The organism is Paenibacillus sp. 2KB_22, from assembly GCF_052115745.1.
In the GTDB taxonomy this organism is placed as follows: domain Bacteria; phylum Bacillota; class Bacilli; order Paenibacillales; family Paenibacillaceae; genus Paenibacillus.
Genome location: NZ_JBFRHG010000002.1, coordinates 1,010,330 through 1,034,575 on the forward strand (window position 1 = coordinate 1,010,330; position 24,246 = coordinate 1,034,575).

At 47.7% G+C, this 24,246-nt stretch carries 20 protein-coding genes; 2 read left to right on the top strand and 18 right to left on the bottom strand.

Features of this window, described 5'->3' with window-relative positions:
* Positions 1 to 7: 7 nt before the first annotated feature.
* The 10 genes from def to AB4111_RS15505 form a co-directional block, all read right to left on the bottom strand.
* On the bottom strand, positions 8 to 496 hold the full coding sequence (def, locus tag AB4111_RS15460; protein ID WP_442032267.1) for a peptide deformylase: 489 nt from the start codon (positions 494 to 496) through the stop codon (positions 8 to 10).
* Positions 497 to 613: 117 nt separating this feature from the next.
* Entirely contained in the window at positions 614 to 3,163 is a 2,550-nt protein-coding gene (gene priA, locus AB4111_RS15465) for a primosomal protein N' (RefSeq protein WP_442032268.1), read from the bottom strand.
* A gap of 3 nt (positions 3,164 to 3,166) precedes the next feature.
* Positions 3,167 to 4,402, bottom strand: a complete 1,236-nt coding sequence (gene coaBC / locus AB4111_RS15470; RefSeq protein WP_442032269.1) for a bifunctional phosphopantothenoylcysteine decarboxylase/phosphopantothenate--cysteine ligase CoaBC — start codon at positions 4,400 to 4,402, stop codon at positions 3,167 to 3,169.
* Positions 4,403 to 4,541: 139 nt separating this feature from the next.
* Positions 4,542 to 4,754 carry a DNA-directed RNA polymerase subunit omega gene (gene rpoZ, locus AB4111_RS15475; protein WP_036614619.1) on the bottom strand — a complete coding sequence of 71 codons (213 nt, stop codon included), beginning with the start codon at positions 4,752 to 4,754 and terminating at the stop codon, positions 4,542 to 4,544.
* Positions 4,755 to 4,910: 156 nt separating this feature from the next.
* Positions 4,911 to 5,483 carry a guanylate kinase gene (gene gmk / locus AB4111_RS15480; RefSeq protein ID WP_017687445.1) on the bottom strand — a complete coding sequence of 191 codons (573 nt, stop codon included), beginning with the start codon at positions 5,481 to 5,483 and terminating at the stop codon, positions 4,911 to 4,913.
* A gap of 13 nt (positions 5,484 to 5,496) precedes the next feature.
* Positions 5,497 to 5,757 (bottom strand): extracellular matrix/biofilm regulator RemA, encoded by a 261-nt coding sequence (gene remA, locus AB4111_RS15485; protein ID WP_006209218.1) that lies wholly within the window; start codon positions 5,755 to 5,757, stop codon positions 5,497 to 5,499.
* 51 nt (positions 5,758 to 5,808) lie between these two features.
* Positions 5,809 to 6,708 (bottom strand): YicC/YloC family endoribonuclease, encoded by a 900-nt coding sequence (locus AB4111_RS15490; protein WP_442032270.1) that lies wholly within the window; start codon positions 6,706 to 6,708, stop codon positions 5,809 to 5,811.
* Between the two features lie 19 nt (positions 6,709 to 6,727).
* Positions 6,728 to 8,617, bottom strand: coding sequence for a bifunctional homocysteine S-methyltransferase/methylenetetrahydrofolate reductase (locus AB4111_RS15495; RefSeq protein WP_442032271.1), 1,890 nt, complete (start codon positions 8,615 to 8,617; stop codon positions 6,728 to 6,730).
* A gap of 212 nt (positions 8,618 to 8,829) precedes the next feature.
* On the bottom strand, positions 8,830 to 9,663 hold the full coding sequence (dapF, locus tag AB4111_RS15500) for a diaminopimelate epimerase (protein WP_076251213.1): 834 nt from the start codon (positions 9,661 to 9,663) through the stop codon (positions 8,830 to 8,832).
* Positions 9,664 to 9,846: 183 nt separating this feature from the next.
* Positions 9,847 to 12,705, bottom strand: coding sequence for a cation-translocating P-type ATPase (locus AB4111_RS15505; protein ID WP_442032272.1), 2,859 nt, complete (start codon positions 12,703 to 12,705; stop codon positions 9,847 to 9,849).
* A gap of 356 nt (positions 12,706 to 13,061) precedes the next feature.
* On the opposite strand from AB4111_RS15505, the gene AB4111_RS15510 reads away from it, so the two are divergent.
* Both AB4111_RS15510 and AB4111_RS15515 read left to right on the top strand, forming a co-directional pair.
* Entirely contained in the window at positions 13,062 to 14,834 is a 1,773-nt protein-coding gene (locus AB4111_RS15510) for an Rqc2 family fibronectin-binding protein (RefSeq protein WP_442032273.1), read from the top strand.
* Between the two features lie 357 nt (positions 14,835 to 15,191).
* Positions 15,192 to 15,638 (top strand): GNAT family N-acetyltransferase, encoded by a 447-nt coding sequence (locus tag AB4111_RS15515; protein WP_442032274.1) that lies wholly within the window; start codon positions 15,192 to 15,194, stop codon positions 15,636 to 15,638.
* A gap of 141 nt (positions 15,639 to 15,779) precedes the next feature.
* On the opposite strand, the gene AB4111_RS15520 is transcribed toward AB4111_RS15515, so the two are convergent.
* The 8 genes from AB4111_RS15520 to AB4111_RS15555 form a co-directional block, all read right to left on the bottom strand.
* On the bottom strand, positions 15,780 to 16,652 hold the full coding sequence (locus AB4111_RS15520; RefSeq protein WP_442032275.1) for a PHP domain-containing protein: 873 nt from the start codon (positions 16,650 to 16,652) through the stop codon (positions 15,780 to 15,782).
* Between the two features lie 67 nt (positions 16,653 to 16,719).
* Positions 16,720 to 17,643, bottom strand: coding sequence for a selenium metabolism-associated LysR family transcriptional regulator (locus AB4111_RS15525; protein ID WP_433745231.1), 924 nt, complete (start codon positions 17,641 to 17,643; stop codon positions 16,720 to 16,722).
* Between the two features lie 128 nt (positions 17,644 to 17,771).
* On the bottom strand, positions 17,772 to 18,209 hold the full coding sequence (locus AB4111_RS15530) for a hypothetical protein (protein ID WP_017687436.1): 438 nt from the start codon (positions 18,207 to 18,209) through the stop codon (positions 17,772 to 17,774).
* A gap of 165 nt (positions 18,210 to 18,374) precedes the next feature.
* Positions 18,375 to 18,638, bottom strand: a complete 264-nt coding sequence (locus tag AB4111_RS15535; RefSeq protein ID WP_095290540.1) for a YlbG family protein — start codon at positions 18,636 to 18,638, stop codon at positions 18,375 to 18,377.
* Between the two features lie 30 nt (positions 18,639 to 18,668).
* On the bottom strand, positions 18,669 to 19,106 hold the full coding sequence (locus AB4111_RS15540; protein ID WP_253439084.1) for a YlbF family regulator: 438 nt from the start codon (positions 19,104 to 19,106) through the stop codon (positions 18,669 to 18,671).
* A gap of 152 nt (positions 19,107 to 19,258) precedes the next feature.
* Positions 19,259 to 20,980, bottom strand: coding sequence for a helicase-associated domain-containing protein (locus AB4111_RS15545; RefSeq protein WP_442032276.1), 1,722 nt, complete (start codon positions 20,978 to 20,980; stop codon positions 19,259 to 19,261).
* A gap of 36 nt (positions 20,981 to 21,016) precedes the next feature.
* Positions 21,017 to 22,711 (bottom strand): DNA repair helicase XPB, encoded by a 1,695-nt coding sequence (locus tag AB4111_RS15550; protein WP_442032277.1) that lies wholly within the window; start codon positions 22,709 to 22,711, stop codon positions 21,017 to 21,019.
* 190 nt (positions 22,712 to 22,901) lie between these two features.
* Positions 22,902 to 24,071 (bottom strand): M20 family metallopeptidase, encoded by a 1,170-nt coding sequence (locus AB4111_RS15555; RefSeq protein WP_339307023.1) that lies wholly within the window; start codon positions 24,069 to 24,071, stop codon positions 22,902 to 22,904.
* Positions 24,072 to 24,246: the final 175 nt, after the last annotated feature.

Sequence of the window (24,246 nt, forward strand, 5' to 3'; positions counted from 1 at the left end):
TCACTCCTTAATTACGACGCGGTCCCGTTTGTTCGGCTGCAATTTCGTACACTTTCTCGGCGACATCCGTAAAGAGTACACCATCCAGATGATCAATTTCATGTTGGAATGCACGGGACAGCAAGCCACTACCCGTAATAATCAACTCTTTGCCTTCACGATCCAGACCTTTAACCGTAACGGTCTCAAAACGGCGAACATCACCATTAATTCCAGGGATACTCAGACAACCTTCCGGTCCGAATTGCTCTCCCTCACTTGCAATGATCTCCGGGTTAATCATCTTGATCAGCCCTTGCTCATCACCTGCATCGATAACAATCAGACGTTTCAAAATACCAACTTGCGGCGCAGCTAGACCTACACCCTCCGCATCGTACATAGTATCCGCCATATCATCCAGCAACTTTTGTACATTCGGTGTAATTTTGGTTACTTCTTTGGCTCTCTTGTGGAGCACCTCATCTGGTTCTTGCACGATAATGCGAATCGACATGTTGTAAGCACCTTCCTAATCCTCATCATAATTTCAGGACGATATTCTGTATTTTTGGGGTATTCATTTTAATCTATGTTTATACCGCTTGTTTACATCCGCATTGCTGCAAAATGCTTACATTAACATTTGCGGGTCTACATCCAGACTAATAAGCAATTTTTGCGCCTGAACGTCATCGTCCATACGCCGGGCCGTTGCCAGAGCGAGTCCTATGGCGTCTACATCCCCCCGCCATTTTATCATACATTGGAATCTGTATCTATTCTTGATCCGAGGAATCGGGGACGCTACCGGCCCTAATACATCAAAGGCCTCATTACTGAATCGATCCAGACTGCCGAGCCATCCGGCCGCATTAGCCTTCTCTTTCAGTATCCGCGTGTAGTTCTCGGCAAGACGAATCAATACCGGAAGCTGCTCATGCGAAAAGGTCACCAGAATGAGGCGACAGTATGGCGGATATTGTAAATTGCGACGATGCAGCAGTTCCTCACGTACAAACGACACATAGTCATGCTTACTCGCATGGCCAATAGAGTAGTGCTCCGGCGTATAGGACTGAACAAACACCTCACCAGGCAATTGGTGCCGACCAGCTCGGCCAGCTACCTGTGTTAATAACTGAAACGTTTTTTCGGCAGCACGAAAATCAGGCAAATTCAATGCTGAATCCGCTGTTATCACGCCAACCAGAGTCACATCAGGGAAATCGAGTCCCTTCGCAACCATCTGGGTGCCAAGCAATACGTCAGCCTTTTTCTCACGAAACTGTTTCAGCAGCTTCTCGTGAGCCCCTTTTTCCGTTGTTGTATCCACATCCATCCGTATGACCCGAATACCCGGAAAGAGCTTCGCAAGCTCTTCTTCGACCCTTTGTGTACCTGTACCAAAGTATCGAATATGCTCACTTCCACAATCCGGGCATACTTCCGGAGCCGCTTCCGCATACCCGCAGTAATGACAACGGAGATTATTGGAGCGCTGATGGTACGTCAATGAAATATCACATTCCGGACAACCTGCTACATATCCGCAACTGCGGCACATGACAAAGGTCGAATATCCACGGCGATTCAGCAGAAGCACCGTCTGTTCACCACGCTCCAAGCGCTCCTCCAGCCCTTTGTGCAAAGCTCTGCTGAACATGGAGCGGTTACCATCCTTCAACTCTTCGCGCATGTCAACGATAAGCACCTCGGGTAGCTTGTTACCCAGTGCCCGTGTTGGCATCTCCAGCAAGAGTGGTGCAAAATTATCGTTGCTCTGCGAGCGTGCCGCATAGTAACTTTCCAGCGAAGGTGTCGCTGAACCAAGTACAACCACGGCCTGGTGCTGCTGTGCTCTTTTAACCGCTACATCCCGGGCATGATATTTCGGAGTTTCCTCCTGTTTGTAGGAAGTCTCGTGCTCCTCATCCATAATGATCAACCCAAGCCGACTGAATGGAGCAAATACGGCTGAACGCGCCCCAATCGCAACCTTCACCTGACCTTCACGAATCTTGCGCCATTCATCATAACGTTCACCGCCAGACAGACGACTGTGCATGACCGCAACCTGGTCGCCGAATCGCCCTTTAAAACGTTCCACCATCTGTGGTGTCAATGCAATCTCGGGCACCAGTACGATGGCCTGCCGATCCTGCTCGATGCATTGTTGAATGGTTTGAAGGTAGACTTCCGTCTTGCCGCTGCCTGTGACACCATGTAACAAGAATACCCCGTGGCGTTGTTCCTGCAATCGGCCATTGATACTGTCGTAAACACGCTTTTGCTCATCGGTCAGAAGCAGCGGTTCCGTTGCTTGGAACTTCCTGCCCTGATAAGGGTCACGAAAGACCTCAACGTCCTCGGTGACGATTAATCCCTTTTCCTCAAGTCCCTTAATTGTCGCCGCCGAAACCTGCAGTGTGGATAACACTTCTTTCATCGGCATGGGCAGCAGTTCTTTCATTTCCAGCAAAAAAGCCAGAATCTCCTTCTGCCGCTGTGCTTTCGCCGGGAATGAAGCAAGTGCTTCCTGAGCAGCAGCAATATCTACAGCCAGATCAACGGACTTCATCGTTTTTTTATTCAACTTGTCCTTGATAGCCTGACTCTCCAGCAGCACGCCACCAAGCAATAATTTCTTAATTAGTGCAGCATGATTAGGATATTTTCGACTCAGTTGTTGCAGCGGGACCTGACCCCGACTTTTGACAAAACGGATGATATCCTGCTGCACTTTCTCGGTCGTAGACTCTTCTCCCCAAACAAATAACACCTCATCATCCGGTTGTGCAACCGCCATCTGTCCATCAAGTGCATCTCCCAGCGAGATGTATCGCTCTGCTTTCCCTTTCAATGCGGTCGGCACCATGACCTGCAATGACAGAATCCGGTTACTGGCATAACGCCCACTCATCCATTCGGCCAATTCAACCAAATCCTTTGACAATGGGGGGACAATATCCAATAACTCCTGAATCTGCTTGAGCTTGAATGTTTCCTCTCCGGTACGCGGCACAAGATCAATCACGAATCCCTGCACCGTCCGATGTCCAAAAGGTACACCCACCCGGCTGCCAATCTCGATCCATTCCCTCATCGATTCAGGTACCAGGTAATCAAACGGTCGGTCTGTATCCTTCACGGGAACATCAACAATGACCTTGGCAATCTCCATATCCTAATTCCTCCCGGCAATGCGCTCCGCCGCAATCCGGAGCAACCGATGAGCCACATCGTCCTTGGCCATCACTGGAAGCTCCTCCACCAAACCTTCCCGGTCATAGATATGTACCGCATTGGTGTCTGTTCCAAATCCTGCACCCGTTTGGGTTACGTCATTGGCTACGATCAGATCACAGTTTTTCCGTTCCAATTTCTCACGTGCATACATCTCAACGGACTGAGTCTCCGCAGCAAAACCAATCAAAAACTGATGGGTTTTCTGTTTGCCCAGCGTTTCAAGAATATCTATATTTTTAACAAGTTCGAGCGACAACGTGTCGCCTTTCTTCTTGATCTTCTCGGTGTAAACTTCCTTAAGGCGATAATCGGCAACAGCCGCCGCCTTAACCACGATATCAGCATCGTCCCACTCGCGTGTTACGGCTTCATACATATCCTGTGCTGACTGCACAGGGATCAATTCAACGTTCTCCGGTGGCTTGGCTTGTGTATTGCCCATGACCAATTTCACATTGGCCCCCAGATCACGCGCAGCTGCAGCTATGGCAAATCCCATTTTGCCAGACGAATCGTTCGTAATGTATCGTACTGGGTCAATGCGCTCAATCGTACCTCCAGCCGTAACAACAACCTTCTTGCCTTGTAATAGGGAAGCTTGTTCCTTCCTTGTACGGTCTGCAGATTCGCGCTCTTCAAAGAAACGTTCCACCACATCCACAATGCTCTCCGGTTCTTCCAGACGTCCCTTGCCTACATATCCACACGCAAGCAGACCTTCACCCGGTTCAATCATCATGGCGCCCCGTTCAACAAGCAGGTTCATATTATGCTTTACAGCTGGATGATCATACATATGTACATTCATAGCTGGAGCAATCATGACAGGGGCTGTGGTGGCAAGAAGAGTCGTTGAGAGCATATCATCTGCCATGCCATATGCCATCTTGGCAATCACATTGGCGGTAGCCGGGGCAACCAGAACAAGATCAGCCAGATCAGCCAGATGAATATGAGATACGACTGCTGGCTCACGCTCATCAAATGTATCAGTATATACGGTGTTTCGGGTTAACGTTTGCAGCGTTAATTCGGTAATAAACTGTGTAGCGGAAGCTGTCATAATGACATGAACATCCGCTCCCTTTTGCACCAGTCTGCTGCATAATGTTGCTGCTTTGTAAGCGGCTATGCCGCCTGTTACACCAAGCACGATTTTTTTACCGTTCAACATGTTTATTTCCCCCGATATTTATACGACGTCTAAACAATGAGTTCATTGAAATATGCTTATTCGTAAAAAAATAACAACCTCGCGGTTGTCAATTAATCCGGCTTACGCCGTATGCAGTTGAAGAGCAGCCGCAGGCGGCTTACTCTTCTTCTTCGTCCTGTCCTTTGATGACAACGAGCAGGTCTCCATAGATTTCTTCCAGTGCAACGCCAACTTGTTTATGGGATCTCGCACCTCTTAAATCCGTTTTTTCACCTTCACGTAGCTGTCTAGCCCGGCGGGAAGCAGCAACAACAAGGGAATACTTGCTGTCGACTTTGTTCATCATTTCATCAATAGAAGGATACAGCATATTAACAAACACCTCTTCGCATTAGTATAATCGCAAGTTGCCGCCTGACAGAACTTGTGTGACATGTCTTCTCACCTAGCATTCCCAGAAGGGGTGCTTCAGTACATGATATGACAACTGCCCCACTTATATCGCATTCTGCAGCGGCAAAAGGGATTATTTATTGATCTTACAATGTTCGGCGATTATGATGCTTTCTATTCTCTTGCACGCCAAATCAATTTCATCATTAACAACAGCATAATCATACTGCTCCAGCAGACTGATCTCATCAACCGCCACGGACATCCGGTGATCAATGGTCGCTTGGCTCTCGGTACCACGGCCCTGAATGCGATCTTTCAGCTCGTCCAATGAAGGAGGAAGCAGGAAAACAAAGATGCCTTCCGGGAATTTCTCTTTCACTTTTAACGCGCCTTGAACCTCAATCTCCAGAATGATGTCACGGCCTTCGTTAATCGTTTTCTCTACAAAATCACGCGGTGTTCCGTAATAATTACCGACATACTCCGCATGTTCCAACAATTGATCTTCAGCAATCATGTTCTGGAACTCTTCATGACTTCTGAAGAAATAGTTCACACCATGTTCTTCACCCAGACGAGGCTGACGGGTTGTCGCCGATACGGAATAGATCAATTCCGGCACCCGTTTGCGCAAAGCGCTGCATACAGTACCCTTCCCGACCCCAGATGGGCCGGACAACACTACCAGTAATCCTTTAGACATATTACACTCCATTTTATTCGTCGTTATCATCATCTTTCGAAGAAAGACGATGGGCGACCGTCTCAGGCTGAACTGCAGACAAAATGACATGATCGCTATCCGTAATAATTACGGCACGAGTACGTCTTCCGTACGTTGCATCAATCAGCATGTGACGATCTCTTGCCTCTTGTATAATTCTCTTGATCGGCGCCGATTCCGGACTCACGATGGATATAATCCGGTTCGCCGATACGATGTTACCGAATCCAATGTTAATGAGTTTGATTGCCATAATCAGGTTCTTCCCCCTATACATGCGACTCTTTTGCCGAAATTTGGCCGTTCATTCGATATTCGCAGATTGCTCACGAATCTTCTCCAGCTCCGCCTTCATCTCGACAACACGATTCACCAGAGCCAAATGGTTGGCTTTTGATCCAATCGTATTGACTTCCCGATTCATCTCTTGAATTAGAAAGTCCAACTTACGACCTACAGGCTCATCACTTTTCAGCAGTTCCCTGCTCTGTCCAAAGTGACTCAGTAGACGCGTAAGCTCCTCTTCTATGTTAGAACGATCGGCAAACATTGCAATTTCCATACCCAATTTATGCTCATCAAAAGGGAAAGAGCCTTCTTCCTGCATTTCCGTAAGCCTCTGTCTTAGCTTGTTGCGATAATCACTTACCACAGTCGGTGCAAGATCAAGCATCTCGGTATGCAGTGACTCCAGACGGGTAATACGCCGTTCCAGATCACTGGCCAGATGAAGACCCTCGCGAGCGCGCATCTGTTCAAGGCTGGACAGAGCCTCTTTCAATCCTTCCTGCAGAACTCGCTCCCATTCGTCCTTCTGCTCTTCGGGAATGGAACTTGTCCCATCCGAATGAACCATGACGTCCGGCAGCCCAAGCATATCCACAATACTTGGTTTGCCTTGCATTCCATATTGGGTCTCCAGTTGCTCTGCAGCCTGCAGATAGGCCCTGACCGTCTGTTCATTCAGAACAGCGGGAAGAGCCTGGTCTTCCTCTTTTTCTTTCATTACATAAACATCAATCCGCCCACGTTTCAAACGACTCTGTACGATTTTCCTCAAACCGTCTTCATAATACGTCCACTCTCTTGGCAGACGCATCATCACTTCGCAATAACGATGATTAACAGATTTGATCTCTAATTGTACCTTATAGCCGCCAAAATGAAAGGCGGATTGACCGTATCCGGTCATACTGAATGACATCGGCATCACATCCGTTTTACTATTGTAATTGATTATTAGGGTTGAAACAAGTAGGACATTGATGCTCCGACTTCTCCCATACGTATTGAGTCAGTTCGGCCGTCATGCCGTAGAACATAAACGGTGTCATAAGATAGATGCCTTTGAAATGTGCTGTTGCTACGTCCAGCAGTTCCTTGGCAATTTTTACTCCCATCGCACGGCCCTCTTCGCCTTCCAGACCTGACATACGGGAACGCACTTCATCCGAAAGCTGAATTCCGGGAACTTCGTTGTGCAGATATTCTGCATTCCGTCCACTTGCCAGTGGCATTACACCTACAAAAATAGGCACATCCAGGTGTTTGGTCGCTTCGTGCATTGCCACAATCAACTCCGGGTCATAGACAGGTTGTGTCATGATGTAATCTGCACCAGAGGCAATTTTCTTCTCCAGACGTTGTACAGCTTTATCCAAATATTTCACATTGGGATTAAATGCCGCTCCGATGACAAAGCCAGCTTTTTGCTTCAGCGGTTTACCCGAGAAGGCCACCCCATCGTTCAACTGTTTGATCATGCGTATGATTTCAAAAGAGGTCAGATCGTATACCGAGCTTGAACCAGGCAGATCGCCAAATCTTGCAGGATCACCTGTGACAGCGAGTACATGATTAATGCCCAGAGCATCAAACCCCATCATGTGGGACTGCGTTCCAATCAGATTCCGGTCACGGCAGGCTATATGCACCAATGGACGGAGGCCCGTGCGATCCTGAACGAGGTGACCCAGTGCCATGTTACTCATTCGTGTAACCGCTAAAGAATTATCCGCCAGTGTCAGAGCATCTGCACCTGCTGCTTTTAGTGTCTCGGCACCTTTCATGAACTTGGCAATGTCCAAGTCACGCGGCGGGTCAAGTTCAACAATGACCGTGTGACGCTGCTTGACCAGATCAACAATCGTAGGCTGTCCTCCACGTCCGGAGCGCTCATCCACATGTTCATGCAGCACAATACGCGGTTTGGATTCTGACGGATCAGGCTCCAAAATAGGCAAAGGTACGTAATCTGCAAGCGCCTCTTTCATGGCGGTAATATGATCAGGCGTTGTACCACAGCAACCGCCGATAATACGAGCACCGAGTTCCGCAAATTGCACTGCCGTCTGACCAAAGTACTCCGGAGTCGCACCATAACGGAACTGACCATCCACATAATCTGCTGCACCCGCATTCGGATAGACAGACATTGGAATACCAATACGTCCGGAGACAGTTTCCATGGCACGCATAATTCCGTTTGGACCTGAGCGACAGTTAAAACCGATCACGTCCGCACCCTGCTCCCGCATGATCCGGAATGCTTCGGGCATTGTATATCCGTCCAGTGTGTGTCCTACATCCTCTACCGCGAACTGTCCAATCACGGGTAGATCACTTAGCTTGCGCGCTTGCAAAAGGGCAATATCCATTTCCTCGATATCATAGAAGGTCTCAAGCAGAATACCATCCACGCCTTCATCAAGCAGTGCAAAGATCTGTTGTTGATAAAAGCGTTTCAGTTCACTTGTGGAGACGTTTGTCCGCTTGCCGCCGCGAATAGAGCCTACTGCACCAAGAACATAACCGTTAGCTCCAGCCACTTCTTTGGCAATACGAACGCCGGTCCGGTTCACATCCTCCACCTTGGACTCCAAACCAAACTTGGACAACTTGTCATAGTTGGCAGAGTACGTATTCGTTTCAAATATCTCTGTACCTGCGTCCCGATAACGGCGATGTACTTCCGCCACCACTTCAGGTGAAATCAAGTTTAGCTCTTCATATGAAATCCCTACCGGGAATCCCATTTGGTACAGATACGTTCCCATGGCCCCATCTCCAATGAGAACTCGTTCCTGCATAACTTTGCGCAAATCCGCCTTCATCCCTTTTCCCCCCGCCTAGCTGTGATCATTTTCATACTAATGTAACACAAAAAACGCTAAAAAACGAAGAAAAACACAGGTTTTTGTTGAATATCCAGCTCATAAGGACTTTCTTTCCACATAACACCCAATATGTCTCTGTACAGGAGACACGCACTGTCCTTTAACAAAAAAAGAGGCCCGCAGGCCTCTTGGGTTACACCGTTCTCTTATTATGATGTAATTCCCTTAAAAACAACTTCAGCCGGTCCAGTCATGTACACATGATTGTCAGCTTCATTCCACTCAATGTGGAGATCCCCACCCTTGAGGCTTATAACAGCTGTACGATCTGTATGTCCATTCAGAACAGAGGATACCAGTGTTGCACAAGCTCCAGTTCCACAAGCAAGTGTTGGACCCGCTCCGCGTTCCCATACACGCATGTCCACATATCCACGGTCACGAACCGTTGCGAATTCAACATTGATTTTTTTGGGGAACATGGGATGTACTTCAAGAAGTGGCCCCCAAGTGGTGAGATCAAAATTGACAGCATCATCAACATAGATAACGGCATGTGGGTTACCCATGGATACGGCAGTGAATTTGAACGCATGTCCGTTCGCTTCAATGTAGTGATCAACCACTGGATTGGCATCCACCGTTGTAGGCACTTGAAGACCGTTCAGGATCGGCTCACCCATATCCACACGAACCGTTTCTACTTTACCATCACGAATGTTGAGACTCACAGGTTGTACCCCTGCACCAATGGTTTCAATGGTAATCTGCTCCTGGCTAACATGGCCATGATCGTATACATATTTGGATACACAGCGAATGGCATTACCGCACTGCTCTGCTTCCGAACCATCCGAATTCATGATGCGCATCTGAAAGTCCGCCTTTTCCGAAGGCAGTATATAGACCAAGCCGTCCGCACCGATGCCGAAGAAACGGTTGCACCATTTCACAGCCAATTCTGCAGCATCTGCCGGAAGCTCCTTTTCACCAAATACAACGATAAAATCGTTACCAAGTCCATGCATTTTCGTAAATTCCATCATCTTGCCCACTCCTTTTGGCAGTCTGCTGCCAAAGCTATATTCTTGCTCTTCTACAGGATTACCATAGAAATTCATATTCAATATTTACACAAAAAAAGCTATCCTGCAAAATGCCAAAGCTGCCGCTTCGAATCATTTTGAGGATAGCATAACGAAATAGGTAAGGAAAAGGTATTGATTTTATGCTGAAAACTTTGTACTTTTCGGTACGAAGCGGCCAGAACCACCCATACGGCGGCGGTTACGACGACCACCCCACACGCTGCCCGCGCCCATAAGGAACGTTGGAATGCCTGCAGCAACGATACAGATCGCCCACTCACGCAAGCCCAGCGGTACGGTTTTGAAGATCGGCTGCAACGGTTCAACGTACATCACAACCAGCATCAGTACAACCGATGAAATTACAGCAAGAACCAGATATTTGTTCTGCAATGGATTCCGGTGGAAGATCGACCGCGAACTGCGGCAGTCAAAGACGTGAATGAGCTGCGCCAAGACGAGTGTAGCAAAAGCCACAGACTGTGCCTTGATCAGTTGACCCGGATTATCCGGTGCAGCCTGAAGGGTAAGCCAGAACGCTCCGAGTGTACATAACCCAATCAACACACCCCGGCTGACAATTTTCCAACCCAGTCGGCGGGCAAAAATATTTTCCTTGGCACCACGGGGTTTGTGTTCCATCAGATCCTTTTCCGGCTGATCTACCCCTAGCGCCATTGCAGGCAAACCATCCGTCACCAGGTTAACCCACAGAATCTGAATAGGTACAAGTGGCAGTGGCAAGCCCATCATCATTGCAAAGAACATTGTCAAAATCTCACCCACGTTCGATGCCAGCAAATAACGGATAAACTTGCGAATGTTTTCATAAATGTTACGACCTTCTTCAATGGCAGCCACAATCGTCGAGAAGTTATCATCACTCAGGATAAGCGCCGAAGCTTCCTTCGTGACATCCGTTCCTGTAATGCCCATCGCGATTCCAATGTCAGCCGCTTTAATAGCCGGAGCGTCGTTCACTCCATCACCCGTCATGGCAACGACATGTCCTTTGCGCTGCAATGATTTCACGATGCGAAGCTTATGTTCAGGAGACACTCTTGAGAATACATAGATGCCCTCTACCTGTTTATCCAGCTGCTCATCCGTCATGCCTGCCAGCTGCTGACCACTTAGAGAAGCACCACCGCGTGGAAGAATCCCGAGTTGATGAGCAATGGCTTCTGCCGTTGTACCATGATCACCTGTGATCATGACAGTTCGTATCCCCGCCTTGCGGCATGTTGCAATTGCATCTCGCACTTCACGACGCGGCGGATCAATCATACCTGTAAGCCCTACAAATACAAGCTGACTCTCGGCGGCGTGTTCGTCAGCCACTTTTTCTTCCGGCCGCACTTCACGATAGGCCATTCCGAGGACACGCAGTGCTGCTCCGGCCATGCTTTCATTGGCTGCCATCACTTTCTGCCGCAGCGTTCCAGTGAAAGGTACGACTTTACCTTCCCACAAAATATAACTGCAGTGTCCGATCAACACATCCGGCGCACCTTTGGTGTAGATCATTCGGCCTCCCTGATGATGAACCAGGACCGACATGCGTTTACGCTCCGAGTCAAACGGAAACTCCTGCTCGCGGGCATACAATTCTTTGAGGCCAGCAGGGGTAAGCCCCATTTTGGAGGACAGTGTGACGAGCGCCCCCTCCGTCGGATCTCCCTTTAACTCCCAGAATACATTTTCTCGCTTAACCGTTTCTTCTTTGAAATCATCTTTTTTGGTATTTTTCTTGCCGTCCTTTTTGTTATCCTTGCCCTTTTTCTTGCTTCCCGCCTCGCTTGCAATGGTCTCCACAATACTCGCATTGTTGCAAAGCGCGCTGATCTGAAGCATTCTGCGTAGCGACTGGTCACTTTTTAGTTCCACCATTCGGCCGTTCTCCAGCATCTGCCCTTCAGGTGCATAACCATCCCCGGTAACCTTGATGCTGCGTCCCTCCAGCCATACATCCGTTACCGTCATCTTGTTCTGGGTGAGCGTGCCTGTCTTGTCCGAACAGATTACGGATGCACAGCCAAGGGTTTCGACAGAAGGTAGTTTGCGTACAATGGCTTTACGCTTGATCATACGCTGCACGCCTAGTGCAAGTGCAATGGTTACAATGGCCGGCAGACCCTCCGGTATGGCAGCCACAGCAAGGCTGACCCCTGCCAGGAACATGCCAACGGCTGGTTGTCCGTGCAATATGCCGGCGACGACAACCATAATAGTTAATCCCAATGCGACAAAAATCAGAATTTTGCCCAGTTGTTCCAGCCTGTGCTGTAAGGGTGTTTCCTGCTCCTCCGTATTCTGGATCAGATCGGCGATTTTGCCCATCTCCGTCTCCATCCCCGTACGGATAACCACACCTTTGGCTGTACCACGAGTGACCATGGTGCCCATAAAACCAATATTCTTCTGATCACCAAGTGGAACGTCCTCATCGGCAATCGGAAGGCAATGTTTGCTTACCGGAACCGATTCCCCGGTTAGGGCCGACTCCTCCACATCCAGACTGTTTGTTTGCAGCCAACGCACATCAGCGGGTATGCGGTCCCCACTCTCCACCATGACAATATCCCCAGGGACAAGTTGTTTGGCTGCAAGGTGTACTTCTTGGCCTGAACGAAGCACTTTAGCAAGAGGTGCAGACAACTGTTTTAATGCACGAAGTGATCGTTCAGCCCGGAATTCCTGTACAAACCCCAGAATGGCATTCAGTACGATAATGGCCACAATCGTTACCGCATCCAGATACTCACCCAGTAATCCGGATACCAACGTTGCTCCCATCAACACCAGCACCATAAAATCCTTGAACTGATTCAAGAGCAATGTAATCGGAGATATACGTTTCCCCTCACTCAGCTCATTCGAACCGACCACTTTCCTCTTCTCTGCTACAGCTTCATCCGTCAATCCTTCCTGCGGGCTGACGCCAAGAGTGTTACGAAGCTCTTCATCACTAAGTTGATGCCACTTGGTATGTTCCATGCTTCAAGTTTCCCTCCCAGTCTGTATTTCATCTGCTAAATAAGCTCACATGCTTCACCGGCGTGCTGGTCGACAGGCTGTACACTATGCCGGACAAACTACCTGCTCTATATGTATTCGGACAGGTCTGTGATTAGCACCCGGAAGGTGAATCCTTTCCCTGATGGACAGAATAGGCTAAAATAAAAGTCTGCGATGTTCTGCGCAGTACCGATTCCAGCGTTCAACAGGCAAGCAACGAAGAATCTGCATCCAGTCCTTGTTTTTTTACATATCTGGTTGCACGTTTCAGTTATATAGATGAAGCATTGCGCATGATAAATGCAGGTGCTCGATAGAGAGAGGAAGTGGAAAAAATGGCATTGGACGGCATCGTAACACGGGCCATTGTTCATGAACTGCAAGGCTGCATTGGTGGACGTATTAGCAAAATCCATCAGCCGAATGGTCATGACGTAGTTCTCACACTGCGTGCTCAGCGCGGTAATAGTAAATTGCTTGTTTCGGCAAGCCCAACATATCCCCGTGTGCATTTTACGGAAAAAACATTCCTTAATCCTACGGAAGCACCCATGTTCTGCATGCTGCTCCGCAAGCACTGTGAAGGTGCAATCATTGAGGAGATCCGTCAGATTGGCATGGAACGTATCATCCACATCGATGTGCGCCAGCGCGACGAACTCGGGGATGTTTCGGTTAAACGGATCATCATCGAATTAATGGGACGTCACAGTAACATTATTTTGCTTGATCCCGTTACAGGAACGATTCTGGATGGCATTCATCATGTGACTCCGTCCATCAGCAGCTACCGGGTAATCATGCCCGGATTCGCGTATACTGCCCCACCTGAGCAACATAAGAGTAATCCGCTCGAAGTGAGCCGTACAGTATTCGAGGACAGCTACCATGCCGTTGAAGAAGAGGCATCACGCTGGCTTGTGAACTCCTTTAGCGGTCTTAGCCCGTTAATTGCAGGAGAGATTGCTGCCCGTGGGATTGCTGCTGAAGGCACAGGGAGCACTCCGGCTGTGGTTGAGGGTGAGAGCCGAGTTGAGGTTGATGCACTCTGGAACGCTTTTGAAGCCGTGATGGGTCCTGTCAGAGATCATCTCTACACGCCTGTAACCGGAATGAACGCCAAAGGCAAAATGATTTTCTCTGCCGTTCATCTTGAGAGCATTCAAGACTTGGAGAAAACGTATGACACAATGAGCAAGTGCATGGAAGATTATTACGGAGACAAGGCTGAACGGGACACGGTTAAACAGAGAGTAAGTGATCTGCTCCGTTTTCTGCAGAATGAGCGAAGCAAGAATATCAAAAAGCTGGACAATCTGAACAAGGATCTGCTGGAAGCCGATGATGCAGACAAGTTCAGACTATGGGGTGAGTTGCTGTTTGCCTCCCTGCATCAGGTCCACAAAGGGGACAAGAGTGTGGAGCTTGTGAACTTCTACGATGAAGACCAAGCCAACATTACCATTCAGCTTGATCCGCTGCTCACACCGTCTGACAACGCACAACGTTATTTCAAGCGGTATAACAAATACAAGAACAGTCTGGCTGTCATTCATGAGCAGCTCGGCAAAACCAAAGACGAAATTGACTATCTGGATAACCTGTTACAGCAGCTATCCATTGCATCCATGAACGATATTGAGGAAATACGGGACGAGCTTGTGCAGCAAGGATACCTTCGTGATCGCAATAAAAAGGGTAAAAAGAAGAAGAAAAGTGACCGTCCGACCGTACACCAGTTTACCTCCTCTGAGGGAATTGACATTCTTGTGGGCAAAAACAACCTGCAGAACGAGTATGTGACGAATCGTCTCGCTTCTTCCAACGACACCTGGCTGCATACCAAAGACATTCCAGGTTCACATGTCGTTATTCGCAGTACGGACTTTGGTGAAGCTACATTGGAAGAAGCAGCACAGCTTGCTGCCTATTTCAGCCAAGCCAAGGAGTCCAGCAGTGTGCCTGTCGATTATACGTTTATCCGTCATGTACGCAAACCAAGTGGTGCGAAGCCTGGTTTTGTCATCTATGATCATCAGAAGACCTTGTTTGTCACGCCAAATGATGAATTAATCAAGAGTCTGCCATCCACCATTAAAAATGGATAAGGCTATATAAGTAAATTAAAGATTATTTACACTGACACTACGATGACAGAACAACCTTCCAATCGGTGTTATCCCCAGATTTTTTCGATCCCATTTCTCAAGGGAAAATCCGGTGATAAAGGCGCACGCTTATACTTCCGAGGTAGCTCGTTATCGTGTAAATAATTAGTTCAGAGATGTAGCAGCAACCACAAAAAACCCCTGACCAATTAACGGTTCAGGTTTTTTTGTGGATGCCTTACTCGTTTGAATGATATGTGAGATTAAACTTTTTTATCATTTTAATTGAATTTAAATTCATTTATATGTATAATAATTCAATTCTCACGAATAAAACTACTGTTAAGGAAGTGTGCCATGACCATACATATCAGAGAAACTCAACCTGATGATCTACAATCACTGACTGCATTAATGCATGACTATGTGGTGGGGTTCTACAATAATCCCTGGCCCGGTGATCAATCCATCCAGCTTTTGATCAACAACTTGCTTAATCAGCAGATCGGTGCTCAATTCGTGGCAGAACAAGACGGGAAGCTTATCGGATTTTCCACCCTGTTCTTTACTTACAGCACGATGAAAGCAGAGCGTGTCGCCATCATGAATGACCTGTTTGTTACGGAAACATTCAGAGAAGGCGAAGCAGAAGCCAAATTATTTGCACACTGCCAGCAATATACGCGTGAACATGGGTGTGCTTATATGTCCTGGATCACAGCCGTGACTAATGAACGAGCACAGCAATTATTCGAGCGTCTTGGAGCTACACGCGGCGCTTGGGTCAACTATTCGATTACATAGACTCTTTTTGACACAAAAAAAGGACATGAATACATGCAGGTTTATCCCTAGCATGATCCATGTCCTTTGATTCTCAAACGTCCCTAAAATGTACCCCACTAACGGCAGAATTCATTATAGTCATAAGGAGCGTTACCACGTTTAGCTTATACTCCCTTTTGCTGAGGCAGCTGCCTTCAGCCTTTCCAACACATTAACCGTTACGGTCTTGCTACCCAGATCTCCGTGGAAAACGACACCTTGCCTTTCCCCATGATAATCTGATCCGCCAGTCTCGATTAACCCATAACCTTTAGCCATCTCGGCGTATCTGCGCTCATCTTCCGGTTCATGGTCCGAGTGAAACACTTCGAGTCCATCTGGACGGCAGTCCTCAATGATACGTCGTACCAATTCATCATCTTCATAGAGGCCTGGATGGGCAATCACGGCGGCTCCACCCGCGGCTCTGATCCACTCGCACGCATCCTTCGGCGCAACGCGGGGTACAGATACAAAACCAGGCTTGCCTTCAGCGAGATATCGATCGAATGCATCCCGCATGTCGACAGCATATCCCTTCTTCACCAACACATCAGCCATATGAGGTCTGCCGATACTCTCGTCAAGCTCTAGTGGCCGTCCCAGCTCATCCAATACTTCCTGCCAGCTTATACCAAGCCCGAGTTCCTGAAGCTTCGCGATAATCAGATGATTCCGCTCATCTCGCGCTTCTCGTAATTCGCGCAACCGTTGCAGGAATTGCTCATCCTCCGTATTCACATAATACCCGAGCACATGAATATCTTTGCCTCCAGCCCGAGTGCTGATCTCCACTCCGGCAACAACATCAATATCGTACTCTTTTCCCGCTTGCTGTGCTTCCGCTACACCGGCTACTGTATCATGGTCTGTTAGAGCAACCGCAGATAGCCCTTTTTGTTTGGCAAGCTTCACATTATCAGCAGGTGGCTGCATTCCATCTGATGCCTGACTATGCGTATGAAGATCACAGCGTCCTTGGCGCTGATCCATGAACAACAGCTCCTTTGTGTAAAATCGATTATGATTAAATCTTATCTATCATTGATTTCCCCAACGATTACGCCTTTCCCGTCTTGTGTTCCGGCTCAGGTTGCTCCTGTTGACGCAGATAGTTCAGGAAAGCGACTGCCGACAGGGGCAACAAGGACGATTTTAGATGGATGGCATAGAACTGCCGTTTGAATTCGAGTCCTCGGATATCCACAATATGAACAAGTCCCAGAGCCAGTTCATGCTGCACCGAAGAAGGTGATAACATCGTAATGCCTACCCCTGCCTCCACGGCTGATTTTACCGCTCCTGTGCTGCCTAGTTCCATCACAACATTCATATCCTGTGGATCAATCTTTTTCTTTTGCAATTGGTCTTCCATCACCTGACGAGTACCTGAGCCCTTCTCACGCAGCACAAAGGGATAATTCATGACATCCTCAATATTCACTTTGCTACGCTTAGCCAGATCATGCCCGGCAGGTACAATCAGTTTCAGCTCATCCTGCATGACAGGCTCTACAATCATGTCCGGGTGGTGCACTGGCGCTTCAATCAGACCAAAATTAAGCTGGTGCTTTAATATATCATCCATAATTTGCGTTGTATTCATCACTTTCATGACGATTGAAATATCCGGATATTGAAGTGCAAATGGTCCGAGCATGCGTGGAAGCACATATTCCCCGATCGTTAAACTGGCTCCCAGCTGGAGTCTGCCCTGTAACATCTGGGTAAACGCTGACATCGCTTCATCCGTTTGTCTGACCAGCTCTACACTCCGTTTCGCATGAGGTAATAACGTCCGGCCAGCCTCGGATAATTCTATTTTTTTGGTGGAACGATGCAGTAACTTGGTTCCAAAATAGTCCTCCAATGATTGAATCTGCATCGTCACTGCCGGTTGAGTCATATGTAATGCTTGTGCAGCAGCCGAGAAACTCCCCTTCTCTGCTACCGTATAAAAAATATGCAACTGGTGAAAATTCATATCTTCGCCCCTCTTCGATTACACTCTTTATATTGTAGCCGATTTCCCGCTTGGCAACAAAAAAAGCATGCAGCTTGTCTGCATGCGATAATACTTGAATCTATGATTTCAATTCAATCTACTCAGGCTTACTTATGCTTACGGCTATTTTTGACCAGTGTCATTCTTCTTGAATGTCTTAACCATGAATAATATGACTTCAGGTCCCTTAATTCAATGGTCTCCGACATTCGTCCCAGAAACGTAACTACAATCATTTTGTGCAGCGGGTTGCCCGCAATATCATATTCTCCTTCGAGTTCGGAAAATTCGGCGACCACCACCAGATCCTCATCAATCAGGTAGACGTCCTGTTCATTACGGTAGTATGGTGTTATACGGTCCTGCTTCAGACACTCCCATAACCACGCCGCAATATGGTCATCATCACTACGTGCAGGCTCAATACGGTCTGCATACCGCATCTTGGCATGATGGGTAATGACGATGTCGGCCACTTTCTTGTCTCCAAGAGCCACGAAAAACGGCTCGTAGGTGCTCCAACGTTGCATCACCTTATCACGCATGGGAATCACTCTCCACCAGATAGGACTTTCTATCTATTTATTACCAAATATATTACAACATTAGTCCCGCAACCTCAAGGCGTAAGTGTAACTTTTTTTCACTAAAGTCCATTTGTGCATAATTTAAGAAAAGAGCGACCCCAAGGGGTCCCTCCAGTTTCTCGTCTATATTCCGTAAAAGCTCGTTTTGTCCATGGTTTTGCTGGCATACTCGGTTTTGATCTCATTACGATACGAGCGTTCGATCTTGCGCACATAGGAAAGTCGCTTCACATTTTTCATCGTATCTTCTGCCCGTTCTGCATTAACATACATGACCACATAATGCATACGGCGGGAGATATAATGCACGGTGCCATATTTTTCGAGATTACGGGCAGCCTTCAAATCACTGACCCAAATAATGAATCCTGTCCTTTCCGCAAACATCATCGTTCCCCGCCCTTCTATAATGATTACTTAACTGCAACCACACTTGCCGCCACTACCGCAGCCGCCCTTCGGATTCGGATCATTGCTCGGTACCTTAATGGTCGTTGACACTGCGAATGCAATGGTCTCTGACATCTGGAATAACATATCATCCAGGGACTTCTCTGCCTGTTTGAATCGGGCCACCGCCTCGAAATTTTCCAACTCCTGTTCCAGAGCCTTCACCTGGTCTTTCGCTGCATGGTAATCCGGGTGAAAATGACCGAAACGCTGTGTTTCTTCAAACAATTCCTTCTTGGCATTCAGCTTCCGAATCCCCATCTGAATCTCAGGGGAAGTCTCGACTTGCTGCTTCCAATATAAATAATCCGATACTTCGGCAGATTGGTTAATCATGTCGCCCAGTTCATATGCGCCCGTTAACACTTGGGCCATATCGACCGTGTTCATTTCCGCTACGCTCATGAAATATTCATCCTATCTATATATAAAGTTCTACTTAACGTAGACTACCTCATCATAGCATATCCATGAATAGTTAAGAAGAGTTTTTCCTGCAATTAGAAATAGGGAGAGCTCGAAAATTCGCCTTTCAACCTGATATTCACGTAAAATAGTCACGTTATGACATCATCTGGCAGGATAAGACGCATTGTATCCCACTCCGACGGGGAGAATGTACGCCATTCCGTCTCTGATGTATGTTCATTTGAATCCAGCATGCACCAACCGCTTAAAGTCCATTGTTCATGACCCTCTACCTGATCTGGAATGAGGTATTGCGTACGATTTTCCTGCTGTATTCCCAGCTTGGTCTGCCACTCAATGGCTTTGGCAGCAATCTGTCGTGCGGTTGAACTATGATATCGACGCCACTCCTTGTACCAGGTCTCCGGTATCTCCTCCAACCCGAGCAGAGAGAACTTCTTCTCAATCACCGAATGATCACGCTCCAACCCATGCATAAATGCAGGGACATCAACCAGACCTTGATTCTCGGGTGTGTAGAAAGAAGCAGAATATACACCGGTCAACACATCTTTTTCTAATAACTTCGGATCATCTTCGGAACCTGTACTTGCCTCCGTTACCTCCATCTTCCGTTCTACAGTCAACGGTGCAGTATCCGTCTCCCTTCCCCAATCTTCCAACGCAATACGTACATTCTCCGGTATGCCTGTCAGGGCATATTGATCCAGAAACTCCATCATTTCATGAAATATATACCCTCTGGCTATGGCCGAAACGAATCGTTCTCTTGTGATGCGGTAGATGGACATTCGATCACGCGTCACCCGTTCTGCGCATTGCTCCAGCATCCAGATCACATCGGGCCTTGCTTCCGGTGGCACCAACATTTCGAAATCAGGCTGCATGTAAAATCCACACGGTTCCGTCTCACTTACCATCTCTCGTTCTCGATATATTAGGCTCTGCGGGTCGATCAGCCAACGGAATGCCAGATCTCCCGACTGATCCTCTCCAACTTCACCATAACCCCATCCAGCCAGTGCGCAGAGCCAGCCCATGACCCGTGGTTTCAACTCCGAATTCGCTATACGGCACCATATGTTCTTTTCTGGAGCAAGCACTGCCAATTGATAACGGAAATGCTGTAACGCGGGTTCAACTTCTCCGTATCTTTCCATACACGCTTGATATATTTCCCGATGCATCTGTCTCCACGATAGCTTCAACCATTTTTGTAATTGATGATCTTGAATCTGGATTCGGCCATCTGACTTCTGAACCAGATTCAGACTGAGAAGTAGATCAAGGAGAATGGCAACGTGGGTCGGATACAATTCCGAATGTTCATATCGGATACCCAAACCATCAAAATCTGTCGAAGATAACACCGTGATCACACTTAATTTTTGAATACTTTTCTTATGTATAGTGTCTTTACCTGTCAAAGGAAGTCCTTCTCTTCCGATCCAAGCGATCAGATGAAGTAACTCTGCAGCAACATCCGACTTTCCCTCCTGTAGAACATGAGCAAGATTTGTATCCTGTTTGACGGTTATGCCCACTCTTTGCGCATAAGCAATAGTCAATGTCTCCATCAGCGAAACTGGAATATAGAATAATCGCTCCCCCCAACTCTTATGCACAGATTCGATCCATTTTTGCTGCCGAAGGTTGGTGAATGAAGATTTGGCTTCTGCGACACTTAGTCCTTCGATGGCCCATTGTTCTCGCGGCAGGAGGGAGGAAAAAGGCTGACCAGCATGTTTGTGAAAAATTGCACCAAGCACTTTTTGTTCCACCCAAGTAAGCTTTGACCATGAATTAAGGTTCAGTACCACAGGTTCATTTGTTGGTCCAGATGAAGACATATCCCATTCCCTCCTCTTTTCGCGAGTATAAATGAACTATTCGTTCTCATGAACGATGGCATATTCATATCCCTGTTCCACCAAGAACATCTGACGGTTTAATGCAAAATCCTGTTCCTTGCTATCCTCTGATACCAGCGCATAGAAATAGGCTTTATTTTCCCCTGCTTTCGGTCTCAGAATTCGTCCCAACCGCTGTGCTTCTTCCTGCCTTGAACCGAAACTTCCGGATATTTCAAGCGCAACAGCAGCATCGGGCAGATCTACAGCAAAATTGGCAACCTTGGATACAACAATCGTTTTAATCTCTCCACGTCGAAAAGCGGCAAACCATTTGATTCGCTCCTGCTGCGACATGGTTCCCGAGATCAGAGGTGCTTCAATTTCCCGGGCAATCAACTCTAGTTGATCCAGATATTGTCCAATCACAAGCGCAGGTAAATCCCGATGACGTTCCAGCAAACGCTTAACTACAGGTACCTTCGCCGGATTCTCGGCAGCCAATCGAAATTGATGCTTAACCTCAGCTTGCAGATAATTCGATCTTAATTCCGGGGAGAACGGGATACGTATCTCTTGGCATTGTACATCAGCAATCCACCCTTGCTGCTCCAGTTGTTTCCACGGCATATCATAGAGCTTCGGACCAATCAGTGAAAATACATCCTGTTCACAGCCATCCTCTCGAACCAACGTGGCCGTTAATCCCAGTCTTCGCGTAGCTTGAATATCCGCAGTTGCACGAAACACCGGCGCTGGAAGCAAATGCACTTCATCATATATGATCAGCCCCCATTGCCGCTCACTGAGCAGTTTGATATGGGTAAAATCAGCATCTTTTGATTTCCGGTGTGTAAGAATCTGATATGTAGCTACAGTCACAGGTTTCACCTGTTTTTTCTGACCTGAATACTCACCAATCTGTTCGCTGGTAATCGTGGTTTTGTCTTGAATTTCCTGAATCCACTGTCGCACAGACGTTGTATTGGACGTCAAAATAAGGCATTCACATTGAAGCCTCTCCAGCACGGCCATGCCAATGACCGTTTTGCCTGCCCCGCAAGGAAGTACGAGTAAACCACTTCCTCCCATGCCCTCACTGCCTTCGAATGCATCCACGGCCTCTCTCTGGTAAGAACGCAGCGCAAATCGCTCAGAGTGAGTTCCTGGATCATTTTTTCGCCATTCAAATGAAAGCTTGGTTCCCTCCCTATACCCCACGTAATCAAGTACGGGGTAACCCAATCGTGTTAATTCCCTTTTTAATAACCCTCGCTGTTCTCCTGGGAGCATAAGTTGATGCGCGTCCTTGCGTTCCATACGAAAGGCAGCTATCGTTTTCATTCCACTTAATTCATCCAGCAACCGCTCATCCTCACTGTAAAGGCGCATTCTGGTATGATCTGCTTCGGAATGCAGCTTTAATTTGCCATACTGATCCATGATTCTCCGAACATCCTGTATCAGTGCAGCAGGCACGTTCCAGCGCGATACCAGCTCCAGACTTGCGATAACCTGATCTGAATTCCATCCCAGCGCAGCTGCATTCCAGAGCGACAGCGGAGTGATTCGGTAGGTATGAAATGCTGCCGGTGTCTTGACCAGTTCTGAATACATCCCAAGCTGCTCTCTTGCCCTTTCGAATCCAGGGTGGCCAACTTCCAGCAAAACTGTAAAATCTCGCTGAACAATACAAGCATCCGTTCTACCCATATGTTCTGTTTCTTCCATTCGATCCTTCCTCCTATCACAAAAAAAGTCCAGTTCCGGCAGCTTCCGAAAATGAACCTGTATAATTCCGAGTTCAAAAAGTCTAGTTTTCAGTACCGAAAAGTGGACTTTTTGACAACCTCAATAAAAATCCATAAAAAACATCCTGCCCATACCTCGGTATGAACAGGATGCCCAACTGCATCTAAAGTCATTCGGCTGTGTAACCCTTAGCCATGGCGATGAATAATCTCACGGCAGTCTGCATCGCGTCTTCATCAAAATCAAACATCGGATGATGATGCGGATAGATCGCATTTTTATCTGGGTTTCCTGCTCCAACAAACATAAAGCACCCTGGAACCTTCTGCAGATAATACGCAAAATCTTCCGCTGGCATCAGCATCGGGGAGGCTTGCACTCGTTCTGCCCCAAATAATTCTGTAGCTTCCCTGAAGAAACGTGCTGTCTCCTGTTCATCGTTCACCACAGGTGGATATCCCATAATATATTTCACTTGCGTCTCTGCCCCATAGGCTGCCCCTGTCTGGTCTACCATGGTAAGCACACGCTCTTTCATCACGTTTCGGGTCTCTTCATCAAACGTTCTTACCGTACCGCTCATTTTGCATTGCTCTGCAATTACATTTTGAGCCGATCCCGCCTGCATTGTGCCAATGGTCAGCACCGCCGGTTGTAATGGATCCACCGAACGACTGACAACGGTCTGAAGCTGCATCACAAGCGCAGAACCCGCGATTAGACTATCTATCGTGGATTGCGGCATCCCGCCATGTCCGCCTTTACCTTTGATCTCAATGTAAAAATCGTCCGCCGCAGCCATCATTGGCCCTGCTTTACTGGCAACAACACCTACAGGCAGCGGGGTCCACAGATGAATTCCGTATATAACATCCACGCCTTCAAGCGCACCATCCGCAATGACCTGGACTGCACCACCCGGAAGCAGTTCTTCTGCTGGCTGGAACAAAAAGCGAATCTCGCCTCGGATCTCCTGCTTGTGACGGCTGAAATACAATGCCGTACCGAGCAAGATGGAGATATGACCATCATGGCCGCATGCATGCATCGCTCCTGCTTGTTGTGAAGCATACTCGATATTCTTCTCATCCTGAATTGGCAGTGCGTCCATATCAGCTCGCAGCATAACGACAGGACCCGGCTTATCCCCACGGATTGTACCAATGACCCCATGACCACCAACATGACGCCTCACTTCAACGCCAAAGCTCTCCAACATATCCGCTACAAAAGAGGATGTCTTCTCCTCATGAAAGGAAACCTCTGGATTGCGATGAAGGTGACGCCGCCATTCCACCATGTGGATCTGCAGATCTTCCCACCATATATTATTAGTCATGTCTCTCCACCCTTTCAATCTTGAACGGGACTTATATCAAGCCCGAACCTTCCTCTTCAAACCTATTGCTGTATATTGTAGCAGAATTGGAAGAAAACCGATACGAAACGCCCTTGGAAAGCTTGCACGGGAAGGGGAAACATACTATCATGAACTAGAGAAATACTCGAGGAAT

Bases quoted from the DNA above. Each gene is read 5' to 3' on its own strand.
- AB4111_RS15535 (WP_095290540.1), bottom strand. From the start codon at position 18,638: ATGTTTGCGGAAAGGACAGGATTCATTATTTGGGTCAGTGATTTGAAG.
- AB4111_RS15515 (WP_442032274.1), top strand. From the start codon at position 15,192: ATGACCATACATATCAGAGAAACTCAACCTGATGATCTACAATCACTG.
- AB4111_RS15555 (WP_339307023.1), bottom strand. From the start codon at position 24,071: ATGACTAATAATATATGGTGGGAAGATCTGCAGATCCACATGGTGGAA.
- AB4111_RS15530 (WP_017687436.1), bottom strand. From the start codon at position 18,209: ATGCGTGATAAGGTGATGCAACGTTGGAGCACCTACGAGCCGTTTTTC.
- AB4111_RS15540 (WP_253439084.1), bottom strand. From the start codon at position 19,106: ATGAGCGTAGCGGAAATGAACACGGTCGATATGGCCCAAGTGTTAACG.
- priA (WP_442032268.1), bottom strand. From the start codon at position 3,163: ATGGAGATTGCCAAGGTCATTGTTGATGTTCCCGTGAAGGATACAGAC.
- AB4111_RS15525 (WP_433745231.1), bottom strand. From the start codon at position 17,643: ATGAATTTTCACCAGTTGCATATTTTTTATACGGTAGCAGAGAAGGGG.
- AB4111_RS15505 (WP_442032272.1), bottom strand. From the start codon at position 12,705: ATGGAACATACCAAGTGGCATCAACTTAGTGATGAAGAGCTTCGTAAC.
- AB4111_RS15490 (WP_442032270.1), bottom strand. From the start codon at position 6,708: ATGTCATTCAGTATGACCGGATACGGTCAATCCGCCTTTCATTTTGGC.
- AB4111_RS15495 (WP_442032271.1), bottom strand. From the start codon at position 8,617: ATGAAGGCGGATTTGCGCAAAGTTATGCAGGAACGAGTTCTCATTGGA.
- gmk (WP_017687445.1), bottom strand. From the start codon at position 5,483: ATGTCTAAAGGATTACTGGTAGTGTTGTCCGGCCCATCTGGGGTCGGG.
- dapF (WP_076251213.1), bottom strand. From the start codon at position 9,663: ATGGAATTTACGAAAATGCATGGACTTGGTAACGATTTTATCGTTGTA.
- AB4111_RS15510 (WP_442032273.1), top strand. From the start codon at position 13,062: ATGGCATTGGACGGCATCGTAACACGGGCCATTGTTCATGAACTGCAA.
- rpoZ (WP_036614619.1), bottom strand. From the start codon at position 4,754: ATGCTGTATCCTTCTATTGATGAAATGATGAACAAAGTCGACAGCAAG.
- AB4111_RS15550 (WP_442032277.1), bottom strand. From the start codon at position 22,711: ATGGAAGAAACAGAACATATGGGTAGAACGGATGCTTGTATTGTTCAG.
- AB4111_RS15545 (WP_442032276.1), bottom strand. From the start codon at position 20,980: ATGTCTTCATCTGGACCAACAAATGAACCTGTGGTACTGAACCTTAAT.
- def (WP_442032267.1), bottom strand. From the start codon at position 496: ATGTCGATTCGCATTATCGTGCAAGAACCAGATGAGGTGCTCCACAAG.
- coaBC (WP_442032269.1), bottom strand. From the start codon at position 4,402: ATGTTGAACGGTAAAAAAATCGTGCTTGGTGTAACAGGCGGCATAGCC.
- remA (WP_006209218.1), bottom strand. From the start codon at position 5,757: ATGGCAATCAAACTCATTAACATTGGATTCGGTAACATCGTATCGGCG.
- AB4111_RS15520 (WP_442032275.1), bottom strand. From the start codon at position 16,652: ATGGATCAGCGCCAAGGACGCTGTGATCTTCATACGCATAGTCAGGCA.